The 15993-nt window shown below is 36.7% G+C and carries 10 protein-coding genes; all 10 read left to right on the forward strand.

Translation table 11 applies throughout. From position 1 onward, the window contains the following. Positions 1-4: 4 nt before the first annotated feature. Positions 5-157 carry a hypothetical protein gene (locus tag F6K23_RS17655; RefSeq protein WP_293158172.1) on the forward strand — a complete coding sequence of 51 codons (153 nt, stop codon included), beginning with the start codon at positions 5-7 and terminating at the stop codon, positions 155-157. A 333-nt stretch (positions 158-490) separates the two neighbouring features. Further along, positions 491-1837: an AAA family ATPase gene (locus tag F6K23_RS17660; protein ID WP_293158175.1), complete on the forward strand. Its 1347-nt coding sequence runs from the start codon at positions 491-493 to the stop codon at positions 1835-1837. 1155 nt (positions 1838-2992) lie between these two features. Beyond that, a complete protein-coding gene (locus F6K23_RS17665; RefSeq protein ID WP_293158178.1) occupies positions 2993-3958 on the forward strand; it encodes a tetratricopeptide repeat protein in 966 nt (321 codons plus the stop codon). Beyond that, positions 3959-4264, forward strand: a complete 306-nt coding sequence (locus tag F6K23_RS41895; RefSeq protein WP_367267739.1) for a tetratricopeptide repeat protein — start codon at positions 3959-3961, stop codon at positions 4262-4264. Then, positions 4265-5308, forward strand: coding sequence for a tetratricopeptide repeat protein (locus F6K23_RS17670; RefSeq protein WP_293158310.1), 1044 nt, complete (start codon positions 4265-4267; stop codon positions 5306-5308). 466 nt (positions 5309-5774) lie between these two features. Beyond that, a complete protein-coding gene (locus tag F6K23_RS17675) occupies positions 5775-5918 on the forward strand; it encodes a hypothetical protein (protein ID WP_293158181.1) in 144 nt (47 codons plus the stop codon). Further along, the gene (locus F6K23_RS17680; protein ID WP_293158184.1) at positions 5888-6025 is read left to right on the forward strand and encodes a hypothetical protein; all 138 of its coding nucleotides are present in this window, start codon (positions 5888-5890) and stop codon (positions 6023-6025) included. The genes F6K23_RS17675 and F6K23_RS17680 overlap by 31 nt, the downstream gene beginning before the upstream one ends. A gap of 635 nt (positions 6026-6660) precedes the next feature. Continuing rightward, entirely contained in the window at positions 6661-8199 is a 1539-nt protein-coding gene (locus F6K23_RS17685; protein WP_293158188.1) for a carboxypeptidase M32, read from the forward strand. 2397 nt (positions 8200-10596) lie between these two features. Next, entirely contained in the window at positions 10597-11439 is an 843-nt protein-coding gene (locus F6K23_RS17690; RefSeq protein WP_293158191.1) for a peptidoglycan-binding protein, read from the forward strand. Between the two features lie 825 nt (positions 11440-12264). Next, positions 12265-15894: an ammonium transporter gene (amt, locus tag F6K23_RS17695; RefSeq protein WP_293158194.1), complete on the forward strand. Its 3630-nt coding sequence runs from the start codon at positions 12265-12267 to the stop codon at positions 15892-15894. Positions 15895-15993 lie beyond the last annotated feature (99 nt).

Consider the following 15993-nt stretch of genomic DNA (forward strand, 5'->3'; position numbering starts at 1 on the left):
GGGAGTGGGGAAGTGTGGGGAAGTGTGGGGAGTGTGGGGAGTGTGGGGAGTGTGGGGAGTGTGGGGAGTGTGGGGAGTGGGGGGAGTGTGGGGAGTGTGGGGAGTGGGGGGAGTGTGGGGAGTGTGGGGAGTAGAGGAGAAGCAAAAACATCAATAATTCATACCAATAGGACTTATGCAAATTAACCTTGAAAACGAGGTACTGATAACTGATAACTGATAACTGAAATGACTTTTAGGTATAGTAGTTGAAGGAAAGGTTATACCATTTCTCCATGAAGTTGCACTTAATATAAAGATGAGAATAGTAAGTTTAATAAGGTCTGAGCAACAATTATTAAGCGCATTTTTACAGAGAAATGGTATTAGGACAGATCGACAGCTTAAAACTCAGAAAACGTAAGATTTTGCCTTCTTATTTCTTATTTCTTATTTCTTATTTCTTCCTTCTTCCTTTTTCCTTCTGCTAATTTAAGGAGATTTTTAACAGATGGTAAAACAGGGAGATTTATTAAAAAGATTATTCAATGCTTTTAAGCCTTTTGAACCTTTGAAACCTGGTAGTCCTGTATATGTTGATTGTCGGGAAGTTCGCGGGGATGGAGATGTTATTATAGACTTAGCTGAAAATATTAAATTATCTGATAATAATACCTATCAACTTTATGCCGGACATCGAGGTGCAGGTAAATCAACGGAACTTTTACGATTGAAAGAACATCTCGAAAATAACGGATATTTTATTGTTTATTTCGCTGCTGATGAACAGGATATTAATCCAGAAGATACAGAATATGCTGATATTTTGTTGGCTTGTACAAGACACTTATTAGAACATTTGAAACAGGCTAATCCTCAGCCTTTACTTGATTGGTTAAAAGGGCGGTGGGGAGATTTAAAAGATTTAGCAAATACGGAAATATCTTTGGAAAGTTTGGCAGTTCAATCACAAATTAGTCAGTACGCTAAACTTACAGCAAATATTAGAGCGGAACCGACTTTAAGGAGAAAAATTAGAGATAAAATTAATCCTTATACTGAGAGTTTAATTGAGGCTCTGAATAGTTTTATTCGTGATGGTAAAAATAAACTTAGTTCTGGTTCTGAACTGGTAATAATTGCTGATAGTTTAGACCGAATTGTACCAATTGTTCAGCCGGACGGACGTAGCAATCATGATGAAATTTTTGTAGACCGCAGCGCTCAATTGAAGGGTTTAGATTGTGATACGATTTATACAATTCCTATTTCAATGGTCTATTCTAATCAGGCGCCAAATCTCAAAGTTGAATATGACGATCCACAGGTTTTACCTATGATTATGGTGGAGACTCCGGAGGGGGAAGTTTTCGATTTGGGAGTGGCTACAATTAGGGAAATTATTGATAGAAGAGTTAGTGAAGTTAATCCAGATTTATGTTTAGAAAGGGATGTATTTGAAAGTCGAGAAGTTTTAGATAGACTTTGCTTAATGAGTGGGGGTCATGTCCGGGATTTAATGTTATTAATGCAAAGTGTAATTAAACGTGCGGGAGGTAAATTACCGATTTCTGCCAAAGTAGTACAAAGAGCTATTACGGAAGCAAGACTTCCTTATAAAAGATCGGTTCAACAGGAAGAATGGCAAATATTAGTTGATGTTTTTCGTTCTAAAAGTATATTGAATAATCAGCAACACCGGGATTTATTGTTTAATCGTTGTTTGCTGGAATATACTTTCTTGGATGAGGAGGGAGAAAAGCAAACTTGGTATGATGTTCATCCTTTAATTAAAGGAGTTCGTGAATTTAAGGAGTTGTTGGAATTAAGCTTTAAAGAAGTCAGAAGTCAGATTTAGATCCCCCCTAACCCCCAGATCCCCCCTAACCCCCCTTAATAAGGGGGGAACTGCTTAATAAGGGGGAACTTGCTTAAAAAAGGGGGAACTGCTTAAAAAGAGGGGAGGTTTCAAAGTCCCCCTTTTCAAGGGGGATTTAGGGGGATCATAAATGTACTTCATCTTGATGAGAAATGCGATACTCAAATAAATTAATTTTTACCCACCAGAGCATTTTTCATCACAGGATTTCTCCAATTTATAGGGGGAAGGTTTCAAAGTCCGGAACCGCTTAAAAAGAGGGGAACTGCTTAAAAAGGTGAGAGGTTTCAAAGTCCCCCTTTTCAAGGGGGATTTAGGGGGATCGTAAATGTACTTCATCTTGATGAGAAATGCGATACTCAAATAAATTAATTTTTACCCACCAGAGCATTTTTCATCACAGGATTTCTGGAAGCTTAAAAAAGGGGGAACTGCTTAAAGAGGGAGGAGGTTTCAAAGTCCCCCTTGAAAAGGGGGATTTAGGGGGATCGTAAATGTACTTCATCTTGATGAGAAATGCGATGCTCAAATAAATTAATTTTTACCGACCAGAGCATTTTTCATCACAGGATTTCTCGAATTTAATTTATAGGGGGAAGGTTTCAAAGTTCCCCTTTTAAAGGGGGATTTAGGGGGAACGTAAATTTACTTCATCTTGATGAGAAATGCGATGCTTAAATAAATTAATTTTTACCGACCAGAGCATTTTTCATCACAGGATTTCTCGAATTTAATTTATAGGGGGAAGGTTTCAAAGTCCCCCTTTTAAAGGGGGATTTAGGGGGAACGTAAATGTACTTCATCTTGATGAGAAATGCGATGCTTAAATAAATTAATTTTTACCGACCAGAGCATTTTTCATCACAGGATTTCTCGAATTTAATTTATAGGGGGAAGGTTTCAAAGTCCCCCTTTTAAAGGGGGATTTAGGGGGAACGTAAATGTACTTCATCTTGATGAGAAATGCGATACTCAAATAAATTAATTTTTACCCACCAGAGCATTTTTCATCACAGGATTTATCGAATTTATAGCGGTTTTTACAAAAGTAGATTACAAAACTTCTGTCTTCTGCTTTTAAGCCAAAATCTCTATATTTTATGTTAATGAAAACTACTATAAGGAGTTGCTGCAATGAAAGGAGAAAAAGTTGTTTGGGAAGAGGATATACAGTCAACTTTTGCAGAGGAATATCAAGACCTATTGAATGTTGTCGGGTTTATTGAAGGTTTTGGTTTATTGTTTGTAGAATGTTCGCCTCCACAGGGAACGGAAATTATTGAAAAAATTCGGCAGGATATTCCCCAAGAAAGGGTAGAAGTTTTGCGTTTGGATAAGACTACTTATAATTTTTATGCTCTGGTAAAAGATTTGCCAAATTTTGCAGAGATTGATGTTTTATTTGTGACTGGTTTGGAATATTCTCTGTATCAATATGAGGAGGAAATGAAAGAAAAGGGTTGGGATAGTAATGAGATTATTTCTATTAGTAGAAGGGGAGTGCCTCCTGTTTTGATTAATTTGAATCAGCAGCGAGAAAGATTTAGGGATGATTTTGATATTTGCTTTGTGTTTCTGTTACCAAGGTTTGCTGTAGATTACTTGATTAAACTTGCCCCAGATTTTTTTGATTGGCGTTCTGGGTTATTTCTTTTTCCTATAAATGAGGAATATTTACGACAGGAATCTTTAGATGTTTGTGCAAAAGAATTAGATGATTATATAGAGCTTACTCGGCAACAACGTAAGTATGAATGGTTGAGAATTAAAAGTTTGGTTGATGATGAGAGACTTCCTATTGAACAAAAAGCTAGTTTGTTAGTTAGGAAGGCTTTTTTGGATAGAAAGTTTCAGCACAATGAAGAAGCAATATTAGCTTGTGATGAAGCATTAAAAATTCAAGCCAACAATTATGAAGCTTGGAATAATAAAGGTAATGCACTGAGAAATTTAGAAAGATATGAACAAGCACTGGCAGCTTATGATAAAGCTCTAGAGATTAAGCCAGATTATCATTATGCTTGGGAAAATAAAGGCGTTGCATTAGAATTTGTAGAAAAATATGAACAGGCATTAGCTGCTTATGATAAAGCTCTATAAATTCAACCAGATTATCATTATGCTTGGGAAAATAAAGGCGTTGCATTAAAAAATTTAGAAAGATATGAACAGGCAGTTGCTGCTTATGAAAAAGCTCTAGAAATTCAACCAGACTATTATTATGCTTGGAATAATAAAGGCATTGCACTGGGAGAATTAGAAAAATATGAACAGGCAGTTGCTGCTTATGAAAAAGCTCTAGAAATTCAACCAGACTTTCATTATGCTTGGAATAATAAAGGTAATGCACTGAGAAAATTAGAAAGATATGAACAGGCAGTTGCTGCTTGTGAAAAAGCTCTATAAATTCAACCAGACTTTCATTATGCTTGGAATAATAAAGGCGGTGCATTGTTTTATTTAGAAAGATATGAACAGGCAATTTATGCTTGTGAAAAAGCTCTAGAAATTCAACCAAACTATCATTATGCTTGGAATAATAAAGGTAATGCACTGAGAAAATTAGAAAGATATGAGCAGGCAGTTGCTGCTTATGATCAAGCTTTAGAAATTCAACCAGATTATCATTCTGCTTGGAATGGTAAAGGTAATGCACTGAGAAAATTAGAAAGATATGAGGAGGCAGTTGTTGCTTATGATAAAGCTCTAGAAATTAAACCAGACTATTATTATGCCTGGGATAATAAAGGCGATGCACTGAGAAATTTAGAAAGATATGAACAGGCAGTTGCTGCTTATGATAAAGCCTTAGAAATTCGACCAGACTATTATTATGCTTGGTCTGGTAAAGGCAATGCACTGGGAAATTTAGAAAGATATGAACAGGCAGTTGCTGCTTATGAAAAAGCTCTAGAAATTAAACCAGACTATTATTATGCCTGGGATAATAAAGGCGATGCACTGGGAAATTTAGAAAGATATGAACAGGCAGTTGCTGCTTATGAAAAAGCTCTAGAAATTCAACCAGACTACCATTGTGCTTGGTGTCGTAAAGGCAATGCACTGAGAAATTTAGAAAGATATGAACAGGCGCTGGCTACTTATGAAAAAGCCCTAGAAATTCAACCAGACTCTCATTGTGCTTGGAATAATAAAGGCGATGCACTGAGAAATTTAGAAAGATATGAACAGGCAGTTGCTGCTTATGAAAAAGCTCTAGAAATTAAACCAGACTATTATCAAGCATGGTATTTAAAAGCTAGTGCGTTGATGAAACTGCGCCGTGTTAAAGAAGGTTATGCCAGCATAATAAAAGCCTATGAAATAAACCCTGATTTTGTTGAAAAAATGTATAGTCAAAACATAAAAAATATTCTCACTCAAATAGGGTGGTATAAATTGAAAGAAATTTTTACTAAAGTTTTGAGAATTATAGGTTTAAGAAGCTGAGTCAAAGAAAAATCATAGGTAAAGTGCATCTAGTCACCAAACAAAAACCTAATTAAATTAGACAAAAGTTGGGGAAACCTGCAACGGCTCAAAAAAGAAAATTGGAGCGATAAACTATTAACAGATGCAGAAAAATTATTAGAAAATCCTCAGATAAAAATATTACTCTCTCAGACAGTTGAAGAAGAAAGAAGCAACAAGAAAGAAGCAAGAAGAAAAAATGGATGGGAACTCAAACCCCAACCAATTATAAACACCCTGTAGACGGCGGGGAATTAAACTCAAAAAAAAAAGATAATTCCGCAACAAAAACTCAACAATAAACCATCAATATTACCTGTTGAAGAAGGAAAAAGTAGTCGTAGGTTGGGTTAAACCACAGTGCAACTCAACACAAAATTCTATCTACATATTCTGTGCTGCGGATAAGTTCCGAATATCATACCTCAACCAAACCTACTAAAAGTTGGGGAAACCTGCAACGCCTCAAAAAAGGGTGGTGGTGCATAGTAATGCTAGAGAGAGTGTGGGGAGATGGGGACCCACCCCTAACCCCTCCCAGGAGGGAAATTTGGGGAGATGGGGGGATGGGGAGTATGGGAGAAATTAAAAAATATATCTCTTCACCATTACCATGCAGGACTACCCAAAAAAGAACTGTGGGGAAATAAACTATTAGCAGATGCAGAAAAATTATTAGAAAATTCTCAGATATAGCAATGTGCGCTGGCACATTTACAAATTCCAGGAGGTGTCCAATAGCTAAAAGTCTTATATTATCGGCAATTTATTCCCTCTATTGCCTTCCGGAGCTGTTACCTGTTGCTTGCGCACAGCACTATAAAAACTTTACCAAAAAATTGTGGTCTAAAGTCTCCCCTTTTAAGGGGATAAAAAAAGAGAATATTCCTGATGTCAAACCTCCTGATTGCAGAGTTACTGAAGTCCGCAGTTCCTCAGTTAGGAGGCTAACTGATAACTGAAATGACCCACCGCCTTCTGTGGGATTGTACGTTACCCCCGCACTAATACACCCTACTGAACTGAAATGACCCACCGCCTTCTGTGGGATTGTGCGTTACGCTACTGAACTGAAATGACCCACCGCCTTCTGTGGTATTGTGCGTTACCCTCGCGCTCACACACCCTACTGAACTTCTGACTTATGAATTATGACTTCTGACCTCCGTGAAGAGCATCACGGAGGCTTTAGACCCAACTTTTTGTGAAAAACTTGCGTATACTTAATTAGAATTAACTAGAAGACTCCTGATGATTGGCTAATATATAATACCCCACCGAATAAGTAAAAACATTAAATAAGTCTACAATATTAATATCATCTAGTCATCATGTCAACCCTCAGTCCTTGTGAACCAAAATATCTAGAACTCAAAAACAGTCTCATCCAAATACGAGACCTAGAAGCCGCTGTCTCCATACTAAACTGGGACCAAACCACCTATATGCCCACCGGAGGCACTTCTGCCAGAGGACGACAAATAGCCACTCTCAAAGAACTTGCCCATGAAAAATTTACCGACCCATCCATAGGTCAACTCCTCGAAGACCTCCGCCCTTACGAACAAAGCCTCCCCTACGACTCCACCGAAGCTAGCCTGATCCGTGTTACTCGCCGAGACTACGAGCGCGCCATCCGAGTCCCTTCAGAATTCATGGCCAAATTGTGCCAACATCAAGCTACCGCCTACGAAGCATGGGTCAAAGCCAAATCTCTCAAAAACTTTTCTCTAGTACAACCATATTTAGAAAAAACATTAGACCTAAGTCGGGAACTAGCCTCCTTTTTTCCCCACAAACATATTGCCGATCCTCTGATTGACTTTGTAGATGAAGGCATGACAGTCTCCATTCTTTGTCCTCTATTTAGCCAGCTGCGCCAAAAATTATTACCCATAGTTGAAGCCATTACCTCCAGCCCACCTGTTGATAATTTTTATCTCCACCAATATTACTCAAAAGAGCAACAACTCAAGTTTGGACGTACTGTTATAGAGCGTATTGGGTTCGACTTTCAACGAGGCCGACAAGACGAAACGCCCCACCCCTTTACTTCTAGCTTTTCAATTGGGGATGTTCGTATTACCACTCGTGTGTATGAAGATAACTGTACCGAAGCTCTATTCAGTACAGTCCACGAAGTAGGCCATGCTCTCTATGAGCAAGGTATTGCCCTAGAATTAGAGGGAACGCCCCTTGCTGAAGGAACCTCAAGCGGTATCCATGAAAGTCAATCCCGATTATGGGAAAATATGGTGGGTCGTAGTCGAGGCTTTTGGGAATGTTTTTATCCCCAACTACAGGGTATTTTTCTTAAACAACTTAGTTGTGTTTCTATTTCAGAATTTTATCGGGCAGTTAATAAGGTTGCTAAGTCACCCATTCGTACTGATGCTGACGAAGTAACCTACAATCTCCATGTAATGATTCGATTCGATCTAGAGTTGGCCATGTTAGAAGGGAAGTTAGCTGTTTGTGACCTTCCCGAAGCCTGGAATGATTGCTATAAAAAAGATTTAGGTATAGTTCCCACTAATGATAGTGAGGGAGTAATGCAAGATGTGCATTGGTATGGTGAAATGATTGGCGGAATGTTTCAAGGTTATACTTTAGGTAATTTAATTGCGGCTCAAGTTTATGAAACTGCAGTGAAATCTAATCCAGAATTTACTGTTGCTATTGAACGGGGTAATTTTACTCTTTTACATCAATGGTTAAAGCATAATATTTATCAACATGGTCGCAAATATAATGCGAATGAACTAATTGATAGAGTAACAGGTAAACCTTTAAGTATTGACCCATTTATTCGTTACATTCAAAATAAGTATAGTGATATATATTCTGTTAAATTAGCTCTTGTTGCTTGAGGGAAAGCAAATTTAAAACAAGGAATTGAAGTTAAAATTATTTTGGAAATAATCGAAATACTTTCTACAGTTCCTTGTTTTCATTATTCTCCAAATTTAATTCCTTCCCAGAAGGAAGATGGAAGATGGAAAAATTTTGCGTTGTCTAAGCTTTAAGATTTTGCTCTGTGTTAACCTTTCCTTCGATTGTTATACTTGTACCAAATTCAAAAAATAAATGCTAAAGTAGCTTACCGAAAAAATTCGAGAAGCTTAAATCCCCGTACTAAATAACTGGAATGAAAACTGATACTATTCCTTGTTTGTTCAAAGTCTACGATATCTTACGACTTAAATAAAATTGCTATATTTATTGTCATCATTGTATTGCCTTTCACTTAATCCCTGGGTCATTGTTTAACCACAGTAGCAAAGCTTCAGATTTATATTTTGATTCTAACTATCGTAAGCATTCAGCTATTAGCTGTCAGCTCTCATAAGAGGGTTTAAATGAATATAGACTTTAAAGCCGACTTTGGTAGTAAGTATAAATTCTGCCTCAATTAGTAAAGCTTTTATCTAAAACTAAAAGCAATAGCTGAAGTCCGCAGTTCCTCCGCAGGAGACTAGCTGAAGTCCGCAGTTACGACTATAAGAGGCTAGCTGAGGGCTGTTTGTGCAGCATGACCTAGGAAATGCTTACCGAATAATTAAGGTTTAAAGCCTCTCCTTGGCTGCGTGCGGCACCGCGAGCTGTCGCTCTATAAGGAGAAACAGCGGTCGATCTTCGTAGCTTCCCGAAGGGTGGGATGGCGAGGAAATCTGCGCCATATCCAATCGACCAAGAGAAGAAAATTTTTTCATGATTAGTCAATTCTCTTCTTTTCAAGGAGAGGTAATAATTAATAATTAATAATTAATAATTAATTATTAATTATTAATTGTTGAATAACTATCCGGGTGATCGGATTAATTCAAGTAAATGAAAATAATTAGGGCTTGCTGATTAAATCTAAAAGCACTGATAGATAAAGGTTTTAGCTTTTTTGGAGCGAAAAAAAGTGCAACTTTTTCAGCTTTAGCGACCAAAAAGCTAGGATTTTGGGCAGACAAGCACAGAAAGATAGAGGAACAATTATTCCTCCTACCTCCTCTGTAATTCCCTTAACTCCTGACTTCTGACTCGGTTCTCCTGACTCCTACTCTTACCAAAAGACTTATTCAGCAAACCCTAATTAAATCCGGTCAATTCAGTTAACACTTATCAGTTATCAGTTAGCCTCCTCCGGAGAAACTGCGGACTTCAGTACTTCCTACAATAGGGAGGCGAGAAGATGCAGAATTTTCTTTCTATTGGTCGATTGGATATGGCGCAGGTTTCCTCGTCATCCCACCCTATGGGAAGCTCCGCTTTTTCCTACGGAATGCTACCCAGATAGCCGTTAACGTAGTTGTGCGCTAGCAAAACGACCGCTTTTTATCCTCTTAAAACTATCCATTACCCACATCTTTCTTAACATAAAGCTTGACAAAATAGACGAGTTATGAGTAAGTCTTGGCTCGGCTTTCTCGGGAGAAAAAATGTATGGAAAAATACTTTTTTTTGACAACTTCAGTAGTTTTACTTAGCTACTATGATTTTTTCTCCTTTCTCCCCTGCTCCCTGCTCCCCTTCCCCTCCTGGGAGGGCTTAGGGGTGGGTCCCACAAGGGTTTCAAGACTTATGGGTAAGGGATAGCTCTTGACATACTCCCGACGTTGCCCTTACGGGACAACGCGGGATTCTTCAGTCTGGGAAACCCTGACCGCTGTTTAGACAGAGGTGATGTCCTCCCCCTGTGTTGGACCTTACAATAACAAAATGTACCTAGCTTGTCAAGGGCATATGAACGTTTAGCTTATGAAGGTATCCGAATCTTGGCCCTGGCTTGACCATACGACGCTAAAGGTGCGGGAGAGCGCGGGACTTCCCGCCAGGGAAGTTAAAAAGGAAGGCTTTAAACCAAAATTTTCAGTCAAAAAAATATACAAAGAAGAATTTTTGCTCTTATAGCAGTCGCCATTAGAGCTGATTTTTAACTCGCGCTAAAACCCTTATTTAATCTAACTCTCAGGCATTTAGGCATTATTGGACTATAACTCCCAAAACCCTTGTATTGCCAGAAATTCAGCCTCTTAATATTTACTTTATAAATCAGCTCTTACTGTATTTTACATATCAAAAGCTTAAAACTCAGACAACGCCAGATTTTTCCTTCTTTGGTAGATAACTAAACTCCTTCTACCTTCTACCTTCTACCTTCTACCTTCTACAAAGATGTTAATATTAATTATACAGTTATGATTAAATTTTTAGTCCCGCTAAATTTCAGCTAAAACTAGAACTGCAAACATCAGCAAAGTTATTGAAGATAGACCATGATTTTCAAACCAAAACTAAGTAATCATCACAATAATATTATTATGCGTATCCCTACTATTACTGCTCTATTAAGTTTAGTAGCCCTGTTTACTTTTACTCAAGGCAAAGCTGTTGCTTCCAAGAAAACAGAATCTTTAGTAACAGAAAAAGAAGAAGATTTAACTAGCAATTCTAATTTAGAGACTTCCACTTCTGGTGACAAAGATACTAACAAAATTCAACTGTGGCAAAGACAGAAAAACCACAACTTTCGGATACCCTTTATTGGTGGAAATATCAGATTTTTAGGTAAACCTGCTCAACCTGAATTATTCTCTAAACCATTCTATTCAGGTGCACTTCAAAAACAGAATAATCAAAAGAATATATCACAGGGTTCTCGAGGCGCAGAAGTCTGGGCAGTACAAAGACGTTTGCAAGCTAGAGGTTTCGACCCTGGAGCTGTAGATAGTGTGTTTGGTACTCGCACCAGAGAAGCAGTAAAAGCTTTTCAAAAGTCTGTGGGTTTAAGTGTAACAGGTATAGTTAATCAAGCTACTTGGACATCTCTGGGTAAACCCTCATTTGCTTCTCGTCAACCCACTCAAAGAGAAAAACCATCAATCTCAAGGCAAAACCCACCCATCCAAATAGAAAAGATATTAGCAAAAGGAGACAAGGGGTCTAAAGTTAAAACCTTACAAATTCGTCTAGAAACAATGGGTTTTAATCCGGGTCCAATTGATGGGGTGTTTGGAAGAAAAACCACAGGGGCAGTTAAAGAATTTCAAAAATATAAAGGAATTAAGGTTAGCGGTATAGTGGATCGAAAGACTTGGGAAGCTTTCAGCGAGAAGTAAAATACTCAAACTTTTACTGTCTTGTAATAGACTGCTTATCTAACCATAATTTTATCAACAATATGCCCACTTTATATCAAGCAATCAGCGAAAAACTAAAAATTGCTGATTGCTTTGTTTTATATATGAATTTATTAAGTAGGTAGGTAAAATGATTTGTATATTTACAACTAATACCAAATCCTATTTACTAAAGCAACATTTTAAAAAATTAAGGTATGTGCCTAGAGAGGACTTGAGTATTGAAATAATTAGTAGCTAATAATTAAATTTTACATCAAAAATACAACAACATATTGCAGATTTATGATCTACAGATTATCCAATTATGATTTTAATAAATGAATATTATTATTCTATCCTTGGACATTACTTACTTGAAAAGTACTGTATTTGGTTTTCTTTTCCCTACTTACAAATATTAAATTAATTTGGCACAGGTACTTACTTTTTCTGTTCCAAATCATATGAGATTCCTCTGTTTTCTATTATGTCAAACATCTAATTTTATTTTCAGCTCTCAAATGTAAATACTATTTTAGGCTAAAAATATGATAGGCTGATATAAAAATATCATAAACCATACTGCAAAACAGCAATTCTACCAACTAACTAACTCTCATACCAAGAGTTCCCTCTTCTTAAACATTAAAGATGTAATTTACTTGATAACTAAGTTGAATCAAGTGAAAAATTATCCACAAATTTATATATTTATAGATTTAAAATATTTTGTTTTGCCAAACCTCAAATATTTGCTACTAGCCATCAACCCCAAGGCTTCCTCTTCAAAACCAACCAAATAAAAGTCTAAGACCCGAAGCCATGCATCGAAAATCCATTTTAGGGATTATTTTATTCTTGCTGACCCTGGCATTAACTATTTTACATGGGTCACTAATAGATAAATATATACAAAATCATCAATTATCCAATCAGATAAAAAAAGGTACAATACAGCAAATTTCTAATTTAGACTTAGAAAATTCTTACTTTTATCAATCCCCAGAATTACAGTTTATAGAAGCCCAAAATTTCCATAATACTCAAACTGTTATTCCTAGAAAAAATCAATCCAGACTGAAAAATATATCAACTTCCCCATCTCAACCTACCTATGAAATAATTGATATCTTGTGGATATTACTTTGCTCTGGGTTAGTATTTATCATGCAACCTGGATTTATGTGTTTAGAGTCAGGACTCACCAGGTCAAAAAATAGCATTAACGTTGCTATTAAAAACTTCACTGATTTTGGTATTTCAGTTGCCTGCTTTTGGAGTTTTGGATTTGCCTTCATGTTTGGGTCTTCATCTTCTGGAATAATTGGCCATAGTAAATTTTTCCTGGCAACCGATCTACAACCTTTTGACGCAGCCTTCTTTTTATTTCAAGCAATGTTTTGTGGCACAGCTACGACTATCGTTTCTGGTGCAGTAGCTGAACGCATGAAGTTTGCCTCCTATCTATTTGTCGCCTCCCTAGTTTCAGGTTTGGTCTATCCCATATTTGGTCATTGGGTTTGGAATGGAGCTGACACTGGTCTATTAACAGGTTGGCTTGGGCAACGTGGTTTTGTTGACTTTGCAGGTTCGAGTGTTGTCCATAGCATTGGTGGATGGGTTTCTCTCGCGACTTTATTAATCATTGGTCCTCGAACAGGCAGATTTCCTCCTGGTCGTCCACCAGAAAAAATTCATGGTTCTAATTTACCCCTATCAGTTTTGGGGGCAATGCTAATTTGGTTTGGTTGGTTTGGGTTTAATGGTGGAAGCACCCTGGTATTAAATGGACAGGTAGCGGGCATTATTGTGAATACTGTTCTTGCGAGTGTAGGAGGAATGTTGACTACTCTTGGTATAGGTTGGTATATCAGAAGAATACCCAGTGTTGAACTACTAATTAATGGTACTCTTTCTGGTTTAGTTGGCATTACAGCAGCTTGTCATGCTGTTACAGCTTTTTCTGCCATTTTCATTGGTGTTATTGCTGCCATAGTCACTATGTTGGTAGAGCAAGCTTTAGAAAAAATTCGAGTCGATGATGCTGTTGGAGCTATTCCAGTTCACCTCGGTGGAGGTATTTGGGGAACTTTAGCAGTAGCTTTATTTGGGAAGGCAGAGGTTTTAGGTACTGGTCTTAGTTTGAGCCAACAATTGACAGTTCAGTTATTAGGAATTTTTGCGGCTTTTCTATTAGGATTTTGTTTGGTATATCCAATTTTATTCATTACAAATAAACTTTATGTTTTCCGAGTTTCACAAGCAGATGAACATATCGGTTTAAATGTTTCAGAGCATCGGGCTAAAACAGAAATATTAGATTTATTTAGAGTAATGGATTCTCAAGCTCGTACACAAGATTTAAGTTTGCGAGTGCCTGTAGAACCTTTTACAGAAGTAGGTCAAATTGCCAATCGCTACAATCAAGTAATGGATATTTTGGAGGAAGTTACTGCGAGAAATGATGCCATTATCAAAGTAGCAACAGATGCAATTATTACTTTTACTAAGCCAGAGCTTGAGATTATTAGTATAAATCCTAGTGCCTCGGCAATTTTTGGCTATGAAAATCAAGACTTAATAGGGAGGTCTATTTATCAAATATTTGACTTTACTATTAATCCATTAACTATGGAAAAAATGGATACCGAACATTTATTAACTGAAGTAGAAGAATTAACTGCAGAACAATTAAAACTATGGATTAATCCAGATTTGATATTTTATCAAAGTTTAGAAATTAAAAATTATTGTTATGTGTTTGATTTGCAAGATATTCAACCGGAAAATTGGCAATCTTTTTTTCCTAGCTTTTTGCATTTACGAGAGGAAAATTTAGTAGATATTCAAACAGAGTCGGAGCTACAAAAAAAAAGTGATCAACAACATTATTATATAGAACTACTGATATCTAAAATTGCTGACAGTGGGAACCTTTACGAATTAGTTGGTATCCGTGCAGATGGTTCCCTATTTCCCATGGAAATTGCACTCAGAGAAGCAAAATTTAATCAAAAAACTTTCTACACAGGAACTTTTAGAGATATTACAGATAGAAAGGAATCAGAAATAAAGCTCAAGGAAAATGAGCAAAGATTTCGGAGTTTATCTAGAGCTACCTTTGAAGGGATTATGATTCAGGAACAAGGAAAAATTGTAGAAATAAATATCGCTGCTGCCCAAATGTTTAGATATGAATTATCAGAAATGATTGGAATGAATACTTTTGATTTAATAACCCCAGAATATCAGGATTTCGTATTAGAAAAAATTGCTTCTGGATATGAAAAACCTTATGAAGTAGTTGGAGTAAGAAAGGATGAGTCTACTTTTCCTTTAGAAATAGAGGCTAAAATATTTTTTTATCGTGGTAATAAAAATAGAGTAGCGGCCTTAAGAGATATTACTGAAAGGAAACTAGCAGAGGCAGCATTGCGGGAAAGTGAGGAAAGATTTAGATCTGTAATGGAACAAGCTGCAGATGCTTTTATTATCTATGAAATGAATGGCAAAATTGTTGATGTTAATCAAAGTACCTGTAAAAGTTTGGGATATAAACGTGAAGAATTATTGAATTTATATATAGAAGATATTGAGGTAAATTTTTTATCAGAAAAGATGTATGAAAAGTGGCAAAATTTAATTCCTGATACACCAATGACTATAGAGGGAATTCATCGTCGCAAAAATGCTACAACTTTTCCAGTAGAGATACGTTTGGGTTTATTAAAAGCAGGGAATGGTAAATTAATATTGGCTCTTTGTCGTGATATAACTGAGCGTAAAAAAGCAGAAGCAGCTTTGCTCCTAGAACAGGAAAAGTCAGAAAAATTGTTGTTAAATATTCTGCCGAAACCTATTGCTGATAGATTGAAAGAAGGTGATAGTACAATTGCAGAAGGATTCGCAGAAGTTACAGTTTTATTTGCAGATTTAGTAGGGTTTACTGAATTAGCAGGTCGTGCCACTCCTCAAAGATTAGTTTATTGGTTGAATGAGATTTTTTCCAGGTTTGATTTATTGGCAGAAAAATATGGTTTGGAGAAAATTAAAACTATTGGAGATGCTTATATGGTCGTGGGTGGGTTGCCAAACCCAATGGAAAATCATGCTGAGGCGATCGCTCTGATGGCTATAGATATGCTTGAGGAAGTATCCTATTTTACTGATGAACAGAAACAAGACTTTAATATTCGTATTGGTATAAATACTGGCCCAGTCGTTGCTGGTGTAATTGGACGTAAAAAATTTATATACGATTTATGGGGTGATACTGTGAATATTGCTAGTCGTATGGAGTCTCACGGTATACCAGGTGTTATCCAAATAACAGAACAGACCTATGAGATTTTACAGCACAAATTTTTATTTGCAGAACGGGGTTTGATTGATATTAAGGGCAAAGGTTACATGAAGGCTTATATTTTGCAGGGGAAAAAAAAGTTATATTGAGGAAGTCAAAAGTCAGAATTAAAGTCAAAAGTTAAAAGTCAAAAGTCAGAATTAAAGTCAAACCTCCTTATTGCAAGAGGTACTGATAACTGATAACTG

The organism is Okeania sp. SIO2C9 (genome assembly GCF_010672455.1).
Taxonomy (GTDB): Bacteria; Cyanobacteriota; Cyanobacteriia; order Cyanobacteriales; family Microcoleaceae; genus Okeania.